Origin of the sequence: Rhizobium sp. AC27/96 (genome assembly GCF_001692325.1) — a bacterium.
Classification (GTDB): domain Bacteria; phylum Pseudomonadota; class Alphaproteobacteria; order Rhizobiales; family Rhizobiaceae; genus Rhizobium.
This window is the reverse complement of sequence record NZ_LXKN01000017.1, coordinates 47,912-62,909: the sequence shown is the minus strand read 5'-3', so window position 1 is coordinate 62,909 and position 14,998 is coordinate 47,912. Positions and strand designations below refer to the sequence as shown.

16 protein-coding genes are annotated in these 14,998 nt (G+C 59.1%); 1 reads left to right on the top strand and 15 read right to left on the bottom strand.

The window, feature by feature from the left end; all coding sequences use genetic code 11:
- Positions 1 to 2: 2 nt before the first annotated feature.
- From A6U86_RS13575 to A6U86_RS13565, 3 genes are read right to left on the bottom strand one after another with little or no spacing between them, the layout of a single operon-like run.
- Positions 3 to 761, bottom strand: a complete 759-nt coding sequence (locus A6U86_RS13575; RefSeq protein ID WP_068391751.1) for an amino acid ABC transporter permease — start codon at positions 759 to 761, stop codon at positions 3 to 5.
- Positions 758 to 1,465 carry an amino acid ABC transporter permease gene (locus tag A6U86_RS13570; protein ID WP_068391749.1) on the bottom strand — a complete coding sequence of 236 codons (708 nt, stop codon included), beginning with the start codon at positions 1,463 to 1,465 and terminating at the stop codon, positions 758 to 760. The genes A6U86_RS13575 and A6U86_RS13570 overlap by 4 nt, the downstream gene beginning before the upstream one ends.
- Entirely contained in the window at positions 1,462 to 2,241 is a 780-nt protein-coding gene (locus tag A6U86_RS13565; RefSeq protein WP_068391746.1) for an SDR family oxidoreductase, read from the bottom strand. Before A6U86_RS13565 ends, A6U86_RS13570 begins: the two co-directional genes overlap by 4 nt.
- A 244-nt stretch (positions 2,242 to 2,485) precedes the next feature.
- Between A6U86_RS13565 and nac the strand changes: the two genes are divergently transcribed.
- Positions 2,486 to 3,400, top strand: coding sequence for a nitrogen assimilation transcriptional regulator NAC (gene nac / locus A6U86_RS13560; protein WP_068391743.1), 915 nt, complete (start codon positions 2,486 to 2,488; stop codon positions 3,398 to 3,400).
- Between the two features lie 47 nt (positions 3,401 to 3,447).
- On the opposite strand, the gene A6U86_RS13555 is transcribed toward nac, so the two are convergent.
- The 12 genes from A6U86_RS13555 to A6U86_RS13495 all read right to left on the bottom strand — a co-directional run bounded on the left by A6U86_RS13555 (position 3,448) and on the right by A6U86_RS13495 (position 14,968).
- Positions 3,448 to 4,653, bottom strand: coding sequence for a pyridoxal phosphate-dependent aminotransferase (locus tag A6U86_RS13555; RefSeq protein ID WP_068391740.1), 1,206 nt, complete (start codon positions 4,651 to 4,653; stop codon positions 3,448 to 3,450).
- Positions 4,654 to 4,702: 49 nt separating this feature from the next.
- Positions 4,703 to 5,470 carry a 5-oxoprolinase subunit PxpA gene (locus A6U86_RS13550; RefSeq protein ID WP_068391866.1) on the bottom strand — a complete coding sequence of 256 codons (768 nt, stop codon included), beginning with the start codon at positions 5,468 to 5,470 and terminating at the stop codon, positions 4,703 to 4,705.
- 31 nt (positions 5,471 to 5,501) lie between these two features.
- Positions 5,502 to 6,497 carry a biotin-dependent carboxyltransferase family protein gene (locus A6U86_RS13545; RefSeq protein WP_068391737.1) on the bottom strand — a complete coding sequence of 332 codons (996 nt, stop codon included), beginning with the start codon at positions 6,495 to 6,497 and terminating at the stop codon, positions 5,502 to 5,504.
- On the bottom strand, positions 6,494 to 7,201 hold the full coding sequence (pxpB, locus tag A6U86_RS13540) for a 5-oxoprolinase subunit PxpB (protein ID WP_068391734.1): 708 nt from the start codon (positions 7,199 to 7,201) through the stop codon (positions 6,494 to 6,496). Before pxpB ends, A6U86_RS13545 begins: the two co-directional genes overlap by 4 nt.
- Positions 7,198 to 7,626 (bottom strand): acetyl-CoA carboxylase, encoded by a 429-nt coding sequence (locus A6U86_RS13535; RefSeq protein WP_068391732.1) that lies wholly within the window; start codon positions 7,624 to 7,626, stop codon positions 7,198 to 7,200. The genes pxpB and A6U86_RS13535 overlap by 4 nt, the downstream gene beginning before the upstream one ends.
- Complete coding sequence (gene accC, locus A6U86_RS13530) at positions 7,623 to 9,011, bottom strand: acetyl-CoA carboxylase biotin carboxylase subunit (RefSeq protein ID WP_068391729.1); 1,389 nt, start codon at positions 9,009 to 9,011, stop codon at positions 7,623 to 7,625. The genes A6U86_RS13535 and accC overlap by 4 nt, the downstream gene beginning before the upstream one ends.
- A complete protein-coding gene (locus A6U86_RS13525) occupies positions 9,008 to 9,442 on the bottom strand; it encodes an acetyl-CoA carboxylase biotin carboxyl carrier protein subunit (protein ID WP_068391726.1) in 435 nt (144 codons plus the stop codon). Before A6U86_RS13525 ends, accC begins: the two co-directional genes overlap by 4 nt.
- A gap of 350 nt (positions 9,443 to 9,792) precedes the next feature.
- A complete protein-coding gene (locus A6U86_RS13515) occupies positions 9,793 to 11,445 on the bottom strand; it encodes a GMC family oxidoreductase (protein ID WP_068391720.1) in 1,653 nt (550 codons plus the stop codon).
- Entirely contained in the window at positions 11,442 to 11,882 is a 441-nt protein-coding gene (locus A6U86_RS13510) for a gluconate 2-dehydrogenase subunit 3 family protein (RefSeq protein WP_068391717.1), read from the bottom strand. The genes A6U86_RS13515 and A6U86_RS13510 overlap by 4 nt, the downstream gene beginning before the upstream one ends.
- A gap of 27 nt (positions 11,883 to 11,909) precedes the next feature.
- A complete protein-coding gene (locus tag A6U86_RS13505; protein WP_068391714.1) occupies positions 11,910 to 12,725 on the bottom strand; it encodes a carbohydrate ABC transporter permease in 816 nt (271 codons plus the stop codon).
- A 13-nt stretch (positions 12,726 to 12,738) separates the two neighbouring features.
- A complete protein-coding gene (locus A6U86_RS13500) occupies positions 12,739 to 13,671 on the bottom strand; it encodes a carbohydrate ABC transporter permease (RefSeq protein ID WP_068391711.1) in 933 nt (310 codons plus the stop codon).
- A 1-nt stretch (position 13,672) separates the two neighbouring features.
- Positions 13,673 to 14,968: an ABC transporter substrate-binding protein gene (locus A6U86_RS13495; protein WP_068391709.1), complete on the bottom strand. Its 1,296-nt coding sequence runs from the start codon at positions 14,966 to 14,968 to the stop codon at positions 13,673 to 13,675.
- Between the last annotated feature and the right edge of the window lie 30 nt (positions 14,969 to 14,998).

Sequence of the window (14,998 nt, the reverse complement as noted above, 5' to 3'; positions counted from 1 at the left end):
GCTCATGGCTGCTCCGTAAATGTTTTCAAGGGAACGACATCCGTGCGAAGACGAGCCTTGCGTGGTCCCGCACGTCGGCGGGAAATTCGCTTCTCAACGCTGTTGGCGATCTGGGTCAGGCTCCAGCAGAGGAGGTAATAGACCACCGCAAGAATGAAGAAAACCTGGAAGGGTTGCGAGAGCAGCTGGTTGTTCACCTGGCTTGCCGCAAATGTCAGGTCCGGCACGTTGATGACATAGCCGAGCGTCGTATCCTTGATGGTTGAGACAAATGTCGAGATCATACTCGGGATCATGTTGTAGAGCGCCTGCGGCAAGATCACGGAGCGCATCGCGCCGATATAGCTGTGGCCAAGTGCCCTTGCCGCATCCATCTGGCCTTGGCCGAGCGACGCGATCCCGGCCCGCACGACCTCACTCAGGAAAGCGCCCTCATATATGACCAGCGTTACCAGCAGGATCAGGAAGCTTGGCACGTCAGCGCCAGTCCAAAGCGGGACGATGAAATAGCACCAAAGGATCAACATCAGCAGCGGAACACCGCGCGTGATGTAGACGAGGCCGGTCACCGGCCATCTGAGCACCGACCATTTGGAAAGGCGCGCCAAGGCGAACAGGATGCTGACGGGAAAGGCGAGTGCAATGGCGAGTGCTGAAAGGATGAGCGTATTGGCGAGGCCACCCAGCGGGCCATTGGGATATTGGCCGACGAGCAACAGTAGCCAGTAGTCGTGGATGATCGTCATGACATCCTGGATCACGTGCGCGCCCTCCGCACCGGGTCGGCTCGCATGGAAAGGTGTGCGCCCAAAGCCATTATGATGAGGGAGAAGAATAGATAGATGACAGTACCGATTAGATAGATCTCAAAGGTACGAAAGCTGACATTGTCGATTTCCTTTATCGCATGCGTAAGCTCTGATGCACCAATGACAATCGCGATGCTGCTGTTTTTGAAAAGGGACACACTGTGATTGATGAGCGGCGGCAGCGCGTTGCGTATGCCCTGAGGCATGATGACGAAACGCAGTGCGGAGACATAGCCATGACCGAGCGCCTTGGCAGCTTCCATCTGTCCCGGGCTGACCGAGCGCAGGCCGGAGCGTAAGTCTTCGCTGAAATAGGCCGCCTGGCACAATCCGAGCCCGATGACGGCGAATATGGCCTCGGCGTTGTGATTGGCGAGCCAGTCGGTAAGGCCTTGCGGCATCAATGAATAGATCCCGAAATACCATAGCATGAGCTGCACAAGGGTCGGGACATTGCGATGATAGGAGACGTAGGCCTTTACGATGGGGTCGCCAATGCGGAATGGCGAAGTCCGCAACGCAAAAAGCAAAATGGCGAGCAGCATCGCAAGCAGCCAGGAGCCGATAAAGATGACAAATGTCATGCCGATGCCCTGCAGGAGCATCGTGAGATAGTCCGGATTGGTCAGGATCGCGGAAAGATCGAACCCGCTCACGGCTTCGTGCCTTCTGCATCCGATGTCGCTGTGGGCATTTGCGGTTTTGCCGTCTGAAGACCACCCATCACCTGCAATGTCGGGGTGATCTCCATATGGCCGATATTGACCGCGACCGGCGCCGAGATCGCGAAGGCGATCGCATCCGCGATATCGGTCGCCTGCGGCAGCTCAAACCCGTCGATGAAGCGCTCGCGCACAGCCGGATCATCGCCGTGGACGTGATTGAAAATATCGGTCGCAATGCGGCCCGGGCAGATTTCGGTCACGCGCACCCGTTTGCCAAATGCGTCGATGCGCAGCTGGTTGGACAGCATGGCGACGCCGGCTTTCACGGCATGATAGGTGGAATTGCCGCCAAAATTGTAGTTGCCGGCGATCGAGGAAATATTGACGACATGCCCACGATCGCGAGCAACCATGCCAGGCACGATCAGGCGGCAGATATGCAGGACGGCACGAAGATTGACGTCGATGAGGAGATCAATGTCCTCTTCGTCCGCTTCAAGGAATTTCTTCGGGCGATCAACGCCGGCATTGTTAACCAGAATATCGAACTGAACACGGTTTGCGAGATCGGCGATGGCGGCACGATCCGTCACATCGATGACATGCGCGATACATCCCGTACGCTCGGCCAGTTCCTCCAGCGCACCGGCGCTGCGCGCAATCGCATGCACCTCGATGTTCTCGCGGCGGAGGCGCTCCACCACTGCAGCGCCGATGCCGGAGGAAGCGCCGGTGACCAATGCGGTCTTGTAATCGGAGAATGGCATTCTGGTTCCCTTATTGTTGCTGCAGACAGTAGCGAAGCTTCAACGGCTTGCCTAAGACCGATTAGTTTTGGAGCAATAAGTAAGTTTTATGGAGGCCGGCCAACCACCCGCGAAAATGCTGCCGCCGCAGGTAGTTGCGCTCTTTTTCGGCAAGAGCGCGCCTGGCTTTCCGACCCCGATCCGCGTTGCAAAACAGATGCGCGTCTGCAAACATGACCCCGCAGACTAAACAGCAGCCAATGCCATGGACATCAGACGTTTCAAATCCTTCATCGCGATCGTTGATAGCGGCAGCATCACGCGGGCCGCCGATATCCTGCACCTCGCCCAGCCGGCCCTGAGCCAGCAGCTGGCGGCGCTCGAGGAGCATTTCGGTCAGAAACTGCTGATCCGAAGCCAGCAGGGCGTCAGCATGACCGACGCGGGACATGCGGTCTATCGGCACGCCCAGATCATTCTGCGCCAGATGGAGCAGGCCCAGGCCGATGCGGCCGCCGCCGGAAACTCCCTTGCAGGGCGTGTTTCGGTCGGCCTCGTGCCCTTCAGCAGTGCCGCCACGCTCTCGGCCGACCTTCTGGCGGAAACAAGAAAGAGGCACCCGGGAATCCTCCTTCATCTGACGGAGAGCGTCGGCCAGACCTACAGCCAGATGATCATGAACGGGCGGCTGGAAATGGCGCTGATCCACGGCGTTGGTCCGATCAAGGGCGTACGCTTCGAGCCGATCCTCCGGGAAGAATTCTATTTCGTTGCCCACCGCAATCTCGCGGTCGACTCGGACCCGAAACCCCTGCCCGTCGGCGCGCTGGATGGCATGCCGATGTTGTTGCCGCCGGCTTACAATTTCGTCCGTCGTGCCGTCGATGCCGCATTCACCCGTAGCCGCATCAATCTGAAGGTCGTAGCCGAGGTCGAAATTGTGCGAACACTGGCGCGCGCCGTTGGTAGCGGCCTTGGTGCGACGATCATGCCAAAGGCCATCGCCGATCGTATCGTGGTGGAAACGAACGAACCCCTCGTGTGCCGGCTCGTCTCTCCCCGGATCGAGGAAACCTTGTCGCTGTGCACATCCGATCAGAATTCGCTGTCGGAACCGGCATTTGCCGTCAAGGATATCCTCGTCGAACTGACCGAACAGCTGAAATTCCAAAACCTCTGAATTGCCTTCGCCGCCCGCCACCCCAAAGACCCGGGCGGTGGGCGCTTTCAACGCATGCCTTGGCAGAACTGGGCGATACGCGCGCAACCCTCGCGTAGCTTTTCCATGCTTGTCGCATAGGAGATGCGGAAATAGGGGCTCATGCCGTAAGCCGAGCCCTGCACCGTCGCGACGTGATGCTCATCGACAAGCGCCATGACGAAATCGACATCGGTCTCGATCCTGCGGCCGCCCTTGGTGGTCTTGCCGATCAGGCCGGACATATTGGGATAGAGATAGAAAGCGCCTTCGGGCTTATGGCAGCGCAGCCCCTCGACCTTCGACAACTCGTCGAGAACGAAATCGCGTCTTTCCCTGTAGATTGCCGCCCGCTCTCTCAGAAGATCCTGCGGACCTTCCAGCGCCGCGATGGCAGCCGCCTGAACGACGGTCGCGATGCCGCCGGCATTCTGGCCGTTGACATTGCTGATGGCGGCAATCAGTTCCTTCGATCCGCTGGCACAATAGCCCAGCCGCCAGCCGGTCATGGCATAGGCCTTCGAGATGCCGTTCATCGTCAGGACGCGATCATAGAGCCGGGGTTCGGCATCGGCGATCGTGCAGAATTCGAACCCGTCATAGACCAGGTGCTCATAGATATCGTCCGTGAGGATCCAGACATGGGGATGGCGCAGCATGACTTCGGCAATCGCCACCATTTGCGCGCGCGAGCAGGCGGCTCCCGTCGGATTGTTTGGAAAGTTCAGAACAAGCCATTTGGTGCGCGGCGTGATCGCAGCCTCAAGATCCTCGGGACGCAGCTTGAAACCCGCCTGCTCGAAGCAAGGAACGGGCACCGGCACGCCGCCGGCAAATTTGACGATATCGGCGTAACTGACCCATGACGGAGTGGGAATGACGACCTCATCACCGGGATTGCAGGTGGCAAGCATGGCGTTGAAAATGACCTGCTTGCCACCGCCAGAGACGACGATCTGGCTGGCATCGTAGTCAAGATTATTGTCCCTCTTGAACTTTCTGCTGATTGCCGCCTTCAGCATCGGGGTGCCGTCCATCGGCGGATACTTCGTATCCCCACCGAGTGCGGCGGCGTGCGCTTCCTCGATGGCATGACCAGGCGTCGGAAAATCCGGCTCTCCGGCCGATAGGCTGACGACCTTGACGCCGCTTGCAGCCAGTTCCCTGGCACGCTGGGTCATGGCAGCAGAGGCAGATATGGAAACATTCTTGAGGCGATCGGCGATAGAGGGCATTGGCGTGATCTTTCGATAGGAAAACGGGAAATCTGGTTATCGCGGGCAATCAGGCGGCAAGCTCGGCGGCGGGCGCAAGTGTTGCGCCGGAAACCTCGATTTCGCTGCGGATGAGCCGGGCAAGCTCCAGGGAGCCAGGCGTATCGCTGTGGACGAGGATCGACCTTGCGGACATCGCAATTATGGTGCCGTCGATTGTCTCGACCGTCCCGTCGCGGAGGAAGCGTCTTACCCGCGCACGGACAGAAGCCTCGTCTTTGACCAATGCGCCAGGCTGGCCACGCGCAACGAGCGTGCCATCCGTCTCATAGGCACGATCGGCCAGAAACAGCGCCAGCGTCTTGAGCCCGGCACGTCTTGCCGCTATCTCGATCACGCTGCCGGCGGTAACAAATATAGCCAGGCGAGGATCGACGGCAGAAATGGCACCCATCATCAGGTCGGCGAGCGCGGGATCACGATTGACCATATTGCCCATGGCTGCATGAAAGCTGAAATGCCCGACCGTCATGCCTTCGCTCTTGGCGATCGCAATCAGCGCGCCGAGTTGATAGAGCATCTGCTGGCGCAGTTCATCCGGCTGAAACGGCATCTCGCGCCTGCCGAATCCGGTTCGGTCCGGCAGGCCCGGATGCGCGCCGATACCGACGCCATTTTGCTTCGCAAGACGTACCATGCGCGCCATCGTATCCGGGTCGCCGCCATGAAAGCCGCAGGCGATATTGGTCGACGAGACGATCTTCATCATCGCTTCGTCATCGCATAGCCGATAGGGGCCAAAGCCCTCGCCCATGTCGGAGTTCAGATCGATCTTCACCATTTCCCTCCCCATGATCCCCTCGAGCGCGTCAGGCCATCGCCTTCAAGGCGCGCTTGACCATCTGCGAGGTCTGCCTGATGTCCTCGACATAACGGGTAACTGCCTGCTCTACAGTGCGTGCCTCGGCATGCGTCGAGCGGACGAACCGCAAACGGTTGCCGATGCGAGCCTGGCCGAGACGCCACAGATCGCATTCGATGACGCCCGCGATCTTGGGATAGCCACCCGCGGTGTTGGCATCGCTCATTTGAACGATCGGCTCGCCACTCGGCGGAACCTGGATCACCCCAGGCACGACACCATGAGAGCGCATCTCGATGGCCTTTACCGGCCTGATCGGCTCGCCGGAAAGGCGATAGCCGGTGCGGTCGCTACTCGATGATATCCTCCAGGTCTGGCCCCAGAAGGCCTCGCCATCGGCGGCAAACAGATCATGTTCGCCAGCGGCGATCGCGCGGACTGGCAATACCCCATCGACCATAGCCGGGAAGGCGTCGCGCAACGCTACCGCCGGCTCGATGACCGCCATGCCGCTTGGCAGCAGGGGGAGCGCATCGCCAGATATGCCAACTCCAATTCTGTCGCCTTTGGCAAGCGGCCGGCCGGCATTTCCGCCAAATCCGCCGCGCAGGGCTGTGCTTCGCGAGCCCATGAGAACCGGCACGTCCAGACCGCCGCCGAACACGATGTAAGCACGCGCCAATCTCGGTGGTTGCCTGAGTTCCAGGATCTGACCAGGCTCGGCGACATAGGCACACCATGGCAGCAACTCACGGCCGTCCAGTATCGGATTGCCATCGGCACCCGTCACGGCAAAGGCCATGCCGGCCTCAAATCGCAGCCTGAATGGAAATGTCTGAACTTCTATCGCTGCCGCATCATCGCCGTTGCCGATCAGGATGTTGCCGATCCTGACAGCCAGGCAATCCATAGCGCCGCTGGCCGATACCCCGATGTCACGATAGCCGGGGCGCCCAAGATCCTGGACGGTGTTGAACGGACCGGTTTCGATGATCTCGATCATAGCTCGATCCTTGCCGGCAAAAACCGCACCGTATCGCCGGGCGCCAAAAGAGCCGGCGTCGAGGAAGACGGATCAAACATCTGCAATTCGGCGTGGCCGAGGGAGTTCCATCCATTCGGGCCGGTCAGCATGGCAATGCCCGTCTGCATTCCGCCGATTGTCACGCTGCCCTTTTCCATCTTCAACGAGGGCACGGTCTTGCGAGGCATGTATATGCGCGGATCGAGGCCATGCAGGTAGGCGAAACCGGGCGCGCTTCCCAGGGCGAAGACGCGGTAGCTTGCCTCATGGTGAATGCGCACGACCTCGCGGTCGCTCAATCCGCAAAAATCGCAGATGGCTGGAAGGTCGATTGCGTAGGGACCACCGTAATGAACGGGAATTTCGACAATCTTTCCCGCCAAATCGAGACTTCCAGCGGCATCCCACGCCTCAAGAAGCCGGCTCACGATGGCTTCCGGATCTTCAGGCGTCTCCTTGAAGATCGCCAGGAGATTGGTCATTCCGGGGATCAATTCAGCGATATCCGCCCAGCCCTTTACCGCTTGTGCCAAGGACCAGATCCATCGCTGCGCGGGAAGATCGAATTCACCTGGTGCTTCGAGCAGGAAGGATCGAGCACCGATGCAGGAAACCTGCGGCGCGCCTTTGGTAGCGGAAATGATCTGCCTCGATGCGGCGAGATGGTTCGAGGTCGCAATCATGATATCGGCTCGATTTCGAACAGGGGATCTCCAAAACCGACGAGGGCGTTGGGCTCAGCCAAATGCCTGGTCAACGATCCCGCCCTTCCAGCGGCGATCGGAAGCAGAATCGAGCCGATGCGGATGAAGCCGATCACGTCCTGTTCCGAGACCATGCGTGGTAGATGCAGTGCTGCGTCGGAAGCGGTAGGATGCGAAGGGCAGAAGTGCCCTGCCATCGGCGCTTTGACGATCAGCGGCAGTATTCCTGCCGGATTTTGCTGGGTATTTCCTGTCAGGCTGACTTGAGCGCCCTCAAGCTTCGAGACCACGATGCGCAACTTGCCAGCGGGTTTCGAGATTTCTATCCCATCTACGCCGGCTACCGTCAGTGCATCGGTCAGCACGGCAATAAGCGAAGGATCGCTGAAATCGAGCGTGCTCATTGCGCCCTGCTCCGCTTTAACCATTGCTCCAGGTAGTGGATGTCCGTCTCGCCACAGGCAAAGGCATCATCTTCGAGCAGCGCGCGCAGCAATGGCAGATTGGTGGAGACGCCTTCTATCCGCGCGGCGGCCAACGCCTCGCGCATTTTCGCCATCGCCTCCGCGCGCGTCGGCGCGTGAACGATCACCTTGGCGATCAGCGAGTCATAGTAGGGCGAGACCCGATAGCCGGGATGAAGGTGGGTATCGACCCGGATACCCGGCCCCTCGGGTAGGGCCAGATCAGTGATGGTGCCGACCGAAGGAAGGAAATTGTCGGGATCCTCGGCGTTGATACGGCATTCGAAGGAATGACCGTCGCAGGTTACGTCCTCCTGATGCAGCGCCAGTGGAGCGCCTTGTGCCGCCATTATCTGCGCATGAACGATATCGATCCCACTGGTCATCTCGGTAACGGGATGTTCGACCTGCAGACGCGTGTTCATTTCGATGAAATAGAAAGCGCCGTTCTCGTAAAGAAACTCGAAGGTTCCAACGCCATTGTAGCCGATCTGCCGGCATGCTTCGACGCAGGCTGCGCCGACAGGCTCAATGGCTTCAGGCGAAATTCCGGGTGCCGGCGCCTCTTCAACGACCTTCTGATGTCGGCGCTGCATCGAACAATCGCGGTGCCCAAGCCAGACGGCGTTGCCATGGGTATCGCATAGAACCTGTATCTCGATATGGCGGGGATGCTGGAGGAATTTCTCCATGTAGAGCGCCAGAGAACCAAAGGCTTGACGCGCTTCCTCGCGCGTAAGCGCAATCGCCTCGTGCAGATCTTCAGCGCGCGGAACTACGCGCATACCCCTTCCGCCACCGCCCGCAGCGGCCTTGATGATCACGGGATAACCGATCTCCTGCGCGATGCGCTCGACGGACGCCGGATCGTCTGGAAGTGAGGTATCAGGACCGGGCACGCAAGGCACGCCCGCCGCGATCATCGCACGCTTGGCCGATATCTTGTCGCCCATGGTCGCGATCGACGCAGCGTCAGGGCCGATGAAAACGAGGCCAGCTTTCTCGATGGCTTCAGAGAACCCAGCATTCTCCGACAGGAAACCGTAGCCTGGATGGATCGCCCCGGCTCCGGTCAAACGCGCCGCCAGGAGGATCGCATCCTGGTTGAGGTAGCTTTTGGCCGCATTCGAGGGACCGATGCAGAGAAAACTGTCGGCGGTTTCGCCGTAATGCGCCTGCCGGTCGGCCTCGGAGCAGATCGCAACCGTCTTCAGGCCAAGTTCGCGGCAAGCACGCTGAATTCGTGTGGCGATCTCGCCTCGGTTGGCAATGAGGACCGTATCAAAACGCCGTTCCACTGTGGCTGTGCTGTCAAACTCCGTCACCTCGAAATCTCCGCCAGCACGTCGCCTGGTTCAACCTCTTCGCCCTCGATCTCGGTCAGGGACAAGACGCGGCCAGCATGCGGCGCAGCGATTTTGTTGAAGACTTTCATAGCCTCGAGGACAAACAGGGTTTGGCCTTCCTGCACCGCGTCGCCAACCTCGACGAAAGGCTCCTGGCCGGGCGCCGGCGCGCGATGCAGGATGCCGAAGATCGGCGCCTTCACGGTAATGATCGAAGCGCGCTCATTTACAAAGGCGTCGCGATCATGCTCTGCAGATCCAGTTTCCACGCCCTCCAGCGCCTGCGCCAAATCAACGCTAGCCAACATGCGGAAAATTCGGACAGAGACATCTTTTTCCGTTACCGTGAGTTCAGTAACGCTGGATCGCCCAACAAAATCGATCAATGTTTTTATCTTCGACAGGTCCATGCGGAGGCTCGCGATTTCGCAGTGCCTCCCGCAATCCAATCGGTGACGACTGCGTTTGGCTGACCTCCTCCCTACACGATGGCTCTCGCGATGGGGTCAAACGAACTTTTGATGGCACTGGCTATCAACTGGTGCGCCAGCCGGTTCGAGAAGAGTCGCCGTGCGATCTTCGTGATTGCGGCGTTCGGTTCGTGTGGAAACTCTATCTCCAGCAAACAAGCGGCGGTCTTGAAGGGATTCGAACACATAGTATCAGCAAGCACCGTGAAGCCGAAACCGCCAGCTGGCTCCCGGTTCAGCCTCGATATGGGCCTCGCTGTCGGCGATGCGGCTGTTTGTAACAGAGGTGTTTAAAATGCCGTACCGACAATATGATCCGCGTTTCGGAAGGCCAAGGCTAGAATCGTCAGGACGGGATTGTAGCCGCCATTGGTCGGGTGCAGCGAGGCGTCGCATATGAAAAGATTGTCATGGCCCCACACCCTGCCGAAACTGTCGGTAACCGAGGTAGCAGCATCTTGTCCCATACGACAGGTTCCTGCCTGATGCTGCCCAGCGGATAGACGAAGTGTCTGCTTTTTGCTCCATGTGCGAACTGCTCCCGCCGCCTGCATCCAGGCATCTGCCTTGCCCAGAATATGGTTGGCGGTACGCACCGTTTCGGGATGGGTGGTCCCCGACAGCTGAGCGACTGGCCTCCCGTATTTATCGCGAACATCGGGATCAAGGCTAACGCGACAATCGGCGTTCGGAATCTCGTGCACGGGCCCCTTGATTTGTGCGATGCGCGTGAAATTATCACGCATGAAGTGTTTGGCCTTTAGTCCATAACGCGGCAGATCATCCGGCAGTCCGGATTTCCATAGAATGATGGGTAACAAGACGAAATCGTCGGCCAACATCGCGCCGCCGATCACACCTTCATTGTCGTGATTATAGTCAGTCGTTGCAATCGTGACGCCCGGGCCCCTGCTGTCTTGAACAGGCTCGTCAAACAGCCCGAAGACCGTCGGATAGTAATGGCCCTGCAGATTGCGGCCGACCTGATCGTCGTTATTGCCGAGCCCGTGCGGCTCCCGGTCGGTGCGCGTCAACAGCATGAGACGCGCCGTTTCAATAGCACCGGCCGACAGGATGACGACGCGGGAAAGAATCCTGCGGCGTGAAAGCAGCCCGCCCTCGCCCGCCTCGAGAATATCGACACCTATGACATTGCCGCGATCATCGGTGGCGACCCGCTCCACTACCGTCTTGGTCAAAAGATCGCAGCGCCCGGTCGCCAGCGCGCGCAGCAGGACGGTGTTCTGGGTGCCGTTCTTGCCATTGCTTGGGCAGGGAAAGCCCACGCATGAACCACAGCGCATGCAGGCACCGCGTCCGGCACGAGGCACGGTATTGACGAGAAGCGGCGGTGTGAAGGTCGAGAGGCCGAGCGTCTGTGCCCCGGCCCTCAGATGGACGCTTGTCGCATTGTCAGCGACAGGAGGCATCGGATAGTTGCTGCCGCGAGGCCCGGAATTTCGATCGCCTGTGCTATCGCCCGAAACGCCGATCTCCTGCTCGGCCTTCCCGTACCACGGCTCCAGATCCTCGTAGGAAATCGGCCAATCGACCAGAGAGGAGCCTTTGGGGCGCCCATAGGACGACGCCATGCGGAAATCCTTGGGATGAAAGCGCCAGGCGAGGCCGCCGTAGACGAAGGTGCCACCACCGACGACCGCGGCGTTGACGTGGTAATTGTCCTGATGCGGCCTGACAACGTGCCGTCCACCCTGTTGATCGACAAAAACGCGCGGATTGCCGTCGAGTTCGGGACCTGTATTAAATCCATAGGCCTGAAGGCGGTGATTGCGAAGATGGTCGCGATGCCCGTCCTCGGTATAATTGCGTTGCTTGCCGCGCTCTATAAGTAGGACGCTTTTGCCTGCCTCGGATAAGACGCAAGCCGCGACATTGCCGGCAGCGCCGGCGCCCACGATGATCACATCATAGCCGATTTTCATGCCCACAATCTCCCGCGCACAGCATCTTGCGGATTTTCATCCGGGCCGCTTGGTCCTTCCGGCAGGCTTGGTCGATAACCGATCATCTGCCACGAGACCGCATCCGGATTCGCACCGTTGCCGGGGTCGGCGTAGAAGCCTTCGGCCGCAAGTTCGCAAATTGCAAGGAACCACGCTTCCCCCTCGCATTCGGCAAGCAGCCCGTCTTGTTCCTCTGCCGTAAGAGCCTCGAAGGCGGTCGATGCCTGCTCGTCCAATGCAAGAAGGCCTGACTCAATTGCCGCAGGATCGGCAATCAGCCCTGCATCCAGGAGCGCGAGAATGAAGCGGTCCACGCCATTGTCGGTCGCGCTGGGAAAGTCATCCCTCGGGATGATGCGATCAAGCACGGCACGAAAGGTTTCGGGCCTGAAGGCATGGGTATTGGAATGAGACATTTGAAACCTCGTGTCAGCGATCAGCGATCAGCGACCGGCGAGCGAGCCGCCAATGCCCCCGACGCTGAAGAAGCGATTGAGCACGGCAAAGACGATAACCGGCGGCGCCAGCATGATGACGGCACAGGCCATGACGGGTCCCCAATCGGTCTGGTTCTGCTGGAAGAAAGTCTGCAAGCCCACGGGCAAGGTGAAACGGCTATCGGTGCGCAGGAATACCAGCGCGACCAGGTAATCGTTCCACGCCACCAGAAACCCGTAGATCGCGGTGGATAGGATGCCCGGTAAGGAGTTTGGCAACACGATGCGCAGGAAGGCGCCGAAAACGCTGCAGCCGTCGATCCAGGCCGCCTCTTCAAGATCTGCCGGAATTGTGTCGAAATACGCCGCCATCATCCAGCAGGCCACGGATACGCTGGAGGCGACGTAGATGATGGCGACCCCCGGCAACGTGTCGATGAGCCCGATCTTCGACAGCATGATGAAAAGCGGAATGACGAAGACAACGATCGGAAAACTCTGAATGACGAAGATGAGCATCGAATAGGCAGACACGGCCGTGCCGCGCGCTCGCGACAGCACGTAACCTGCGGGAGCTGCGACGAACAAAGCCAGACACGAGGCAATAACCGAAACGAGAAGGCTATTCTTCAACCAGACGAGAATGTCGGTATTCCGGATCACGTAGACAAAGGTTTCGAGGGTCGGACCTGTGGCTTCGGAATAAAGACGCGGTCTCAGCGCCAGGCCGAAGATCACCAGGATCGGGCTTAGTGCGACAAGCGAAATCAGCGACAGAACCGCCGTGCGCGCCCAGCCGGAGCGCTTTACCATCATCGACATGATAGCCTACCTCCTAGAAATTGGATTTCCGCACCTGCCTGAAAAGCAGAAGCGAAAGAGTGACCAAGATGATCGTCATCATGAAGGAGATCGCGACGCCGTATCCGGGCAGGAAATCCTGGAAGACCGAACGATAGGCAAGCACGATCAGTGACGTTGTTGCGTTGACGGGACCCCCGCCGGTCATAAGGTAGATCGTGGCGAAGTCGTTGACGGAAAACATCGTCATCAGGATCCAGCTGATGTAGGTGGATTTCGCGGTCATCGGTAGAACGATGTAACGGATCTGCTGACGCGGCGTCGCACCGTCGAGTGTCGCGGCTTCATAGACGCTGTTGTCGATACCCTCGAGTGCAGCAGCCCCTATCATCATCATGAAGGGGTAGCTGATCCAGATCTTGAAAAGACAGACGGTGACAATCGCCATCGTTGGATCGGCAAGAAACAGGACCTGTCCGAGACCCAGCGTCTCGGCAAGCTCGGGCAGGATGCTGCGCGGCGTCGCAACGAGCCAGTTCCAGCTCATCGAGGTGACGACGATCGGAACGATCCACGGCAGCAACAAAAGCACCTTGAACAGGCTTCGCCCCGGAAATTGCGGTTTCAATAGGATGGCGAGACCAAAGCCAACCAGCCAGCTGCCGAAAACACCACAGACGGTGAACAGAAATGTGAACCAGGCGGCCGACCAGAACGCGGGGTCGGTGAGAACATTCTGATAGTTTCCAAGACCAATGAATTTGCCGAGCCGCAGCAGGCCGCCATTGTGCAACGACTGCACAAAGGCGAACCCCAGCGGATAGGCATTGATCAGTGCCATAAGCACAATGGAGGGCATGGCGAGGCCGGCCATCGTCATCCTGCGCCCGGTCTGGGTGCTGGAACGAGCACGAGCAGATGCCTTGCCGCCCTGCCCCGCGCCCACCAATACCTGCGCTTCAGCCATCTTACTGCACGACCTTTCGCAGCGATGCCTGCAGCGTCTCTAGGATATCCTTGGACTTGGTCTTTCCCTGGATAATCTGCTGGACAAACGCCGCACTTGCAGCGCCGCCATCAACTGCGTTAAGTGCCGCAAAGGCATGCGGTGCCTGTGCGCCGATCGTCTTGCCGACCGGCTGCCATTCATTGATGGAGCGGACCAGATTTGGATTGCTTTGTATAACGGGCAGATCCGCGATGCTCTTCTTGACCGGAACGTCGATCGCGACGCCGCTCGTCCAAAAGACATGCATATTGTCGAGATACCATGCCAGAAACGCTTCTGACGACTCTTGCGAAGGCGTGGTCGTGAACATCCAAAGCGAGTTGATGTAGTAGACGGTGCCGAGATCGCCATGGCGAGCTTTGACGGGATGGGCGACGACTGCGTCCGCTTGGGTTTCCTTCGGAAGCGTCTTGTCGAGGCCAGTTTGCCCGAAGCCCATCGCGACCCGGCCGGATTTCCAGTCCCCCGCCAGATTGTCCGAGGTGTAGCTGGCGGCATAGGGATCGATGATGCCCTTGCGCACGAGTTCGTTGATGAAATCAAGGGTCTCGATATTGCGGTCGCTGACGCAATCCAGCGAGCCGTCAGGGGCAAAGAAACCGCCGCCATTGTTGATCATCAGGGCCGAGACGGTGTGCTGCGCGTCGGTAGTCGTGCTGCCGGCGGCGAGGCCGAGGCCAACAAGGCCGTTCTTCTTGAGCGCTTCGCCGGCCTTGATGTAGCTGTCCCAATCTGTCGGTGGTTCTACACCCGCCTTTTCCAGCAGCGATTTGCGATACCAGATGACGCGCAGATCCATGGACCAAGGAACACCGGCATAACCATCGTCCGCTTTCATGGCGGGCAACAATCCCGGCAGAAAGTCGTTCTTGCCGTCCTTGTCCAGTTTGGCGATCAGATTGTCGGCCGAAACCGACGCGCCTTGCTCGAGAAAGTAGAACGGCAGGAAGGCCGCGCCGGAACTGACGGCGGGCGTGGTTCTTGACGCCGACGCCGAGGTAAAAGTCTGGTACCAGTTGGCCCAGGGGATCGACTGATAGCGCACACCAAGCGCGCCGTTGGCGGGCGTATATTGGCCGGTAAGATCTCTTGCCGCTGCCGTATAGGTCGCGCCCGTTCCCCAGACCATGTCCCAAAAGGTCAAGGTTTCACCGGCCGCGAAGCTTTTACCGGCAACGCTTGCCGCAAGCGCCGCTGCCGAAGCGCCCAGGAATGATCGACGGTTCATTGTCATGCTATCCGACTTGCCGTTCATGTGTGGTTCCTCCCCCTTATTGAACGAAAT

Excerpts from the sequence above, each read along its gene's own strand:
- A6U86_RS13500 (WP_068391711.1), bottom strand. The coding sequence starts at position 13,671 with ATGGCTGAAGCGCAGGTATTGGTGGGCGCGGGGCAGGGCGGCAAGGCA.
- nac (WP_068391743.1), top strand. The coding sequence starts at position 2,486 with ATGGACATCAGACGTTTCAAATCCTTCATCGCGATCGTTGATAGCGGC.
- A6U86_RS13555 (WP_068391740.1), bottom strand. The coding sequence starts at position 4,653 with ATGCCCTCTATCGCCGATCGCCTCAAGAATGTTTCCATATCTGCCTCT.
- A6U86_RS13505 (WP_068391714.1), bottom strand. The coding sequence starts at position 12,725 with ATGTCGATGATGGTAAAGCGCTCCGGCTGGGCGCGCACGGCGGTTCTG.
- pxpB (WP_068391734.1), bottom strand. The coding sequence starts at position 7,201 with ATGATTGCGACCTCGAACCATCTCGCCGCATCGAGGCAGATCATTTCC.
- A6U86_RS13525 (WP_068391726.1), bottom strand. The coding sequence starts at position 9,442 with ATGGACCTGTCGAAGATAAAAACATTGATCGATTTTGTTGGGCGATCC.
- A6U86_RS13565 (WP_068391746.1), bottom strand. The coding sequence starts at position 2,241 with ATGCCATTCTCCGATTACAAGACCGCATTGGTCACCGGCGCTTCCTCC.
- A6U86_RS13535 (WP_068391732.1), bottom strand. The coding sequence starts at position 7,626 with ATGAGCACGCTCGATTTCAGCGATCCTTCGCTTATTGCCGTGCTGACC.
- A6U86_RS13545 (WP_068391737.1), bottom strand. The coding sequence starts at position 6,497 with ATGATCGAGATCATCGAAACCGGTCCGTTCAACACCGTCCAGGATCTT.
- A6U86_RS13495 (WP_068391709.1), bottom strand. The coding sequence starts at position 14,968 with ATGAACGGCAAGTCGGATAGCATGACAATGAACCGTCGATCATTCCTG.
- A6U86_RS13510 (WP_068391717.1), bottom strand. The coding sequence starts at position 11,882 with ATGTCTCATTCCAATACCCATGCCTTCAGGCCCGAAACCTTTCGTGCC.
- A6U86_RS13515 (WP_068391720.1), bottom strand. The coding sequence starts at position 11,445 with ATGAAAATCGGCTATGATGTGATCATCGTGGGCGCCGGCGCTGCCGGC.